General features: G+C 70.9%; 4 protein-coding genes. 2 read left to right on the top strand and 2 right to left on the bottom strand.

Going from position 1 to position 3,956, the window contains the following annotated elements; translation table 11 throughout:
• The coding region (locus I55_RS31305) for an ATP-dependent helicase (protein ID WP_044564652.1) at positions 1-1,694 on the top strand (1,694 nt) is incomplete at its 5' end.
• A 5-nt stretch (positions 1,695-1,699) separates the two neighbouring features.
• On the opposite strand, the gene I55_RS31300 is transcribed toward I55_RS31305, so the two are convergent.
• Positions 1,700-2,359 (bottom strand): YbhB/YbcL family Raf kinase inhibitor-like protein, encoded by a 660-nt coding sequence (locus tag I55_RS31300; RefSeq protein ID WP_049974685.1) that lies wholly within the window; start codon positions 2,357-2,359, stop codon positions 1,700-1,702.
• The gene (locus tag I55_RS31295; RefSeq protein WP_252181381.1) at positions 2,356-3,498 is read right to left on the bottom strand and encodes an AbrB family transcriptional regulator; all 1,143 of its coding nucleotides are present in this window, start codon (positions 3,496-3,498) and stop codon (positions 2,356-2,358) included. The genes I55_RS31300 and I55_RS31295 overlap by 4 nt, the downstream gene beginning before the upstream one ends.
• 118 nt (positions 3,499-3,616) lie before the next feature.
• Here I55_RS31295 and I55_RS31290 point away from each other — a divergent pair.
• Positions 3,617-3,956, top strand: a 340-nt coding sequence (locus tag I55_RS31290) for a TetR/AcrR family transcriptional regulator (protein WP_148294073.1), incomplete at its 3' end; no start/stop codon positions are given.

Below are 3,956 nucleotides of genomic sequence, written 5' to 3'. Positions count from 1 at the left end.
ATCACCCTTTTCAGGCGCATTCGGATGTGTTGGCGGACTATCACCGCTGCTTCCGCTACATCCTGGTGGATGAGTACCAGGACACCAACGTGGCACAGTACCTGTGGCTGCGCCTGCTGGCCCAGGGGCATCACAACATCTGCTGCGTCGGCGACGACGACCAGTCCATCTACGGCTGGCGTGGGGCGGAGGTGGGCAACATCCTGCGGTTCGAGCAGGACTTCCCCGGCGCCAAGGTCATCCGTCTGGAACAGAATTATCGCTCCACCGGCCATATCCTGGGGGCCGCCGCCGGAATCATCGCCCACAACCAGGGCCGCCTGGGCAAGACCCTGTGGACCGAGGCCGAGGGCGGGGAGAAGGTGCGCCTGCGCGGCCTGTGGGACGCCGATAGCGAGGCCCGCTGGGTGGGCGATGAGGTGGAGGCCCTGCAGCGCAAGGGCGTGGGCCTGGACCATATGGCCGTGCTGGTGCGCGCCGGCTTCCAGACCCGGGAGTTCGAAGAGCGGTTCATCACCCTGGGCCTACCCTACCGTGTGGTGGGCGGCCAGCGCTTCTATGAGCGGCTGGAGATTCGCGACGCTATGGCCTACCTGCGGGTGGTGGCTCAGCCGGCGGACGACCTGGCGTTCGAACGCATCATCAACACGCCCAAGCGTGGCATTGGCCCCGCCACCGTCCAGCAGCTGTACCAGGCCAGCCGCATGCTGGGCGTGCCGCTGCTGGAGGCCACCTGGCGCCTGACGGAGACGGATGAGCTGAAGCCCAAGGTGCGCTCCACGCTGCGCGGCCTGGTGGAGGACTTCGCCCGCTGGCGCGCGCAGATGGACACGGTGCGCCACACCGACCTGGCCCAGGCCATCCTCGATGAGAGCGGCTACACCCGCATGTGGCAGGAGGACAAGACGCCGGAGGCGCCGGGCCGCCTGGAAAACCTGAAGGAACTCGTCAACGCCATGGGCGAGTTCGAGAACCTGCTGGGATTCCTGGAACACGTCAGCCTGGTGATGGAGAACGCGGAGACGGTGGACTCGGCCCAGGTCTCGCTGATGACCCTGCACGGCGCCAAGGGCCTGGAGTTCGACGTGGTCTTCCTGCCGGGGTGGGAGGAGGGGGTGTTCCCCAGCCAGCGCACCCTGGATGAGAACGGCATCGCCGGCCTGGAGGAGGAGCGGCGCCTGGCCTATGTTGGCATCACGCGGGGGCGCAAGCGCGTCTACATCAGCCACGCCGCCAACCGCCGCATCCACGGCACCTGGTCCACCAGCCTGCCGTCGCGCTTTATCGGCGAACTGCCGGATGAGCACATCGCGGTGGAGAACGACCCCGGCCTGACCTCCGGCCATTGGGGACAAGGGATGGCCGGCGGTGGTGGCGATGGTGGCTACAGCCGGGGCGGATCGTCCTGGGGCGCGCGCGGCGACAGCTTCAGCGACAGTTTCAACCGCATGGGCCGCCAGGCCCCGGCGGGCAACCGCACCGGCCGCCTGATCGAGGGCACGGCCCTTGACGTCACCCCCCGTGCCCGCCCCGACGCCCCCTTCCGCCCTGGCGCCCGCGTCTTCCACCAGAAGTTCGGCTACGGCGTGGTCAAGGCGGTGGAGAACGACAAGCTGGAGATCTACTTCGAACACTCCGGCACGAAGAAAGTGATGGACAGCTTCGTCGTGCCGGCCGACCAGGCGGGGAAATAGGGCCTTCAGGCCCGCTCGTACGTTCCCGTCAGCGCCCCCCAGGCCAGGACGGTCTGGGGCGTCAAGGCGGCCAGCAGGTCGCCCAGGCTGGGCAGTTCGGGCAGGGCCAGCGGGTGTTCCAGGGCCAGCAGCTGGAAGACATAGCGGTGCGGGCCGTGGCCGCGCACCGGCCGGGGGCCGGCATAGCCGACGCGGCCGAGCAGGCCCCGGCCCAGGGTGACGCCATTGCCCACCTGGGGGCACAGCTCCCCCTCCTCGAACGCCTTGCGCGTGGGGGCTATGCCGGTGGCCAGCAGGTGGGTCACCGGCCGGGGTAGGGGCGCGTCCGGGTCCTGCATCACCAGGGCCAGCGCCGCCGTGCCGGCGGGCACGCCCGTCCAACTGAGCGCCGGGGACAGGTTGTCGCCCACGCCGCCGCCGGCATGGCGCCGGGGCAGGGGGGCGCCGTCGGTGAAGGCCGGGCTGCTTAGCCGCAGGCTGTCCGGCGCCTCCTTCACATAGGGGTGATTGATGACCAGGCGGGCGTCGCTGGCGCGCAGGCCGCGCAGCAGGCGGCCCAGCCAATAGCCCTTGGTCGCGCCCGTCTTGGGGGTGCCCGTGGGCGGGGCGCCCGGGCCACGCTCGAGGAGATGAGGGGTCAGGCCGCTGTCCAGGGTGGTCCTCATGCGGTTCCTCCCGTTTCAGGCGTTGCGGGATCCAGTCTCGTGCCCAGGCGCCGGGCCATGAACTGGGCCAGGCGCGGGCCGGTGATCAGCACCAGCAGGAAGCGCACGGTCTGCATGGCCATGACGAAGGCGGCGTCCACGGGCGTGGAGGCGGCGATGATGGCCACGGAGTCGGCGCCCCCTGGGCTGGTGGCGAGATAGGCGGTCAGCGGGTCCAGGCCGGCCAGCCGCGTCAGCAGGAAGGCGCAGACGCCGCACAGCCCGATCAGCGCCAGGATGGCGCCCAGCACCCGGGGCAGGGCGCGGGCGGCGTGCGCCAGGATGGGCCGGGTGAAGCGCAGGCCGATGGCCCAGCCCACCAGGGCGTAGCTGAGGGCCAGCAGCCAGGGCGGCAGGCTGGGGGTGAACAGGCCGGTGTCGCGCGCCAGGATGGCCATGCCCATGGGCAGCAGCAGGGGCCCCACCGTCAGGCCCAGCACGCGGCTGAGGCCCACGCCCAGGACGACAAGGGCCAGCGTGGCGGCGAAGGGCCCCCAGGCCAGGGCGGGAAACCAGTTGACGGCCGGGGCCATGGCCCCGGCGGGCACGCCCCACAGCCGTGCGACGGTGGAGGCGACGGCCGCCACGATCACCACCCGCAAATATTGCATGAAGGCCACCAGCCGCATGTCGGCGCCATAGGATCCGGCCATCAGCACCATGGCCGTGGCCCCGCCGGGGGAGGAGCCCCAGACGGCCGTCGTGCCGGGCAGCACCTGGCGCCGCGCCAGCCACCAGCCCAGGCCAGCGCTGGCCGCCAGGGTCCACAGCACGCCCAGCAGGAACAGCGGCCAGCGTGCCACCATCTCCTGCAGCATGGCGGGCGTGAGGCTGCGGGCCACCATGCAGCCGACCACGCCCTGCGCTAGCAGGAAGGGCAGGCGCGGCACCCGCACCGTGCCCTCGCACCCCGCCACGATGATGCCCGCCAACATGGGGCCCAGCAGCAGGGCGGCCGGCAGGTGCAGCACCTCCAGCATCGCCACCAGCGCGGCCGACAACGCCAGCAGCACGCCCCATTGCACGGGCGCCGGCCGTTGACCCAGCGACGGCAGGTGCCGGACGCCCGGCGGTTGATCGGGGGAAAGGTCGCGCGGCACGGGGGCTATCGGTCCTGGAACGCTGTCCCTGGCCGGTCTGGTCATCTCCCCTTCAGGAAGTGACGGCGGGCCGGGGCTGTGTTATGCGAGGATAGTCTCGCATAACGGATAGTTGAGGATGTCCTCGCAAAAGTCAACGGCGACCGACGGGGCGCGGCAGCCCTGCACCGCCGCCAGCACCGACGCCACCGGGGGGCGGGCGCCCAAGCGCGCGCGCGGCCGGCTGCGCGTGGCCGCCCTGATGGATGCCGCGATGGCCGTCTTCGCCGAAAAGGGCTACGCCGCCGCCACGATGACGGAGGTGGCGGCGCGTTCCAACACCGCCATCGGTTCCCTCTACCGTTTCTTTCCCTCCAAGNAGGCGTTGGCGGAGGCCTTGCTGAACCGCTATGGCGAGTTGTTTTTCGCCGCGCTGGACACCCTTGCCCTTTCAGGCCCCGACTTGACGCCGGCCCGCC

It is taken from the genome of Azospirillum sp. B4 (genome assembly GCF_000333275.1).
Classification (GTDB): domain Bacteria; phylum Pseudomonadota; class Alphaproteobacteria; order Azospirillales; family Azospirillaceae; genus Nitrospirillum.
The sequence above is the reverse complement of the archived record's forward strand: the minus strand, read 5'-3'. Positions and strand labels throughout refer to the sequence as shown.

What these genes read in the sequence shown, in the direction of transcription:
- I55_RS31300 (WP_049974685.1), bottom strand. Translation starts at nt 2,359, where the DNA reads ATGAGGACCACCCTGGACAGCGGCCTGACCCCTCATCTCCTCGAGCGT.